This is a genomic window from Pseudonocardia nigra (assembly GCF_019396355.1).
GTDB lineage: Bacteria > Actinomycetota > Actinomycetes > Mycobacteriales > Pseudonocardiaceae > Pseudonocardia > Pseudonocardia nigra.
The window spans coordinates 9,590-10,552 of sequence record NZ_JAHKRK010000249.1; the positions used below are offsets into that span (position 1 = coordinate 9,590).

The following is a 963-nucleotide window of genomic DNA, read 5'->3' on the forward strand; positions in this document are numbered from 1 at the left end:
CGAGCGGGTCGACGTCCACAGCAGGCCTCCCGCATCCGGTTCGAAGCCCTCACTGGAGTGTTCCCGATTTTATTGACACCGGTTTAGGCTGCCAGGTCGGTGAGTATCCTGAATCCTAGCTCGTATTCGAGCGGTGTCAAGTAGCTGAGGGTGGAGTGTCGCCTCCGGCGGTTGTAGTAGCCCTCAATCCATAGGAATGTGTGCTGTCGAACCTCGGTGACGTCGTTCCACGGACGGGTGTGGATGAGCTCCTTCTTGTAGGTCGCGAAGAAAGACTCGGAGACCGCGTTATCGAAGCAGGTGGCGCGCCGGCCCATGGAGCGGACGACGCCGTTTTCGGCGCAGAAGTCGGCGAACTCCCGGGACGTGTATTTGGCGGATTCAACTGGTCGTCGCAACACCGGCTCGGTGATGTGAATATAGCACGTCGTGGAGTGCTTCGCGGGGAGTTCGCCAGTCGAGTGTTCTGCGGGGTCGGGTGTTCAGTGCGTTAGCGACTGCAGGGAGCCCTTCGCGGCCGTGCCGGGATAGGTCTGTGCCCTTCGGGAAATACTGACGGAGGAGGCCGTTGGTGTTCTCGTTCGTTCCGCGTTGCCACGGGCTGTGCGGGTCGCAGAAATACACGGACAGCCCGGTGGATCGAGTCAGTTCGACGTGCTCGGCCATCTCGGTTCCTCGGTCCCATGTCAGGGTTCGGCGAAGCTTCTCGGGTAGGAAGCTGACAGCCTCGACGATGGCTTCCTTAACCGCATGGGCGCCGTGACCGGCCAGTGCTGGGCCGTTTTTCACCCCAGGGCCCCGGCGTTCTGATCATTTAGGTGTTACGTCCGGTTTTTTCCGGTTGGCTCGCCCTGGTCAGTGCGGGAGACGAGGGGGCTGAGTTGCCAGGCGAGCGCGGCTCCTGATGATCTTTCAGGTGTCAAAGCCGAAAGTTCGCCTCAGGAGCCGCGCTCGTGCCCCCAT

1 protein-coding gene and 1 pseudogene are annotated in these 963 nt (G+C 61.4%); both read right to left on the reverse strand.

Annotation, left to right across the window (positions count from 1 at the left end; translation table 11 throughout):
- Nucleotides 1–83 precede the first annotated feature (83 nt).
- Nucleotides 84–401, reverse strand: coding sequence for an integrase core domain-containing protein (locus KME75_RS36035; RefSeq protein ID WP_219419421.1), 318 nt, complete (start codon nucleotides 399–401; stop codon nucleotides 84–86).
- Nucleotides 382–795 (reverse strand): annotated as a pseudogene (locus KME75_RS36040) (IS30 family transposase); the annotation flags it as partial. The gene KME75_RS36035 and the pseudogene KME75_RS36040, both read right to left, overlap by 20 nt.
- Between the last annotated feature and the right edge of the window lie 168 nt (nucleotides 796–963).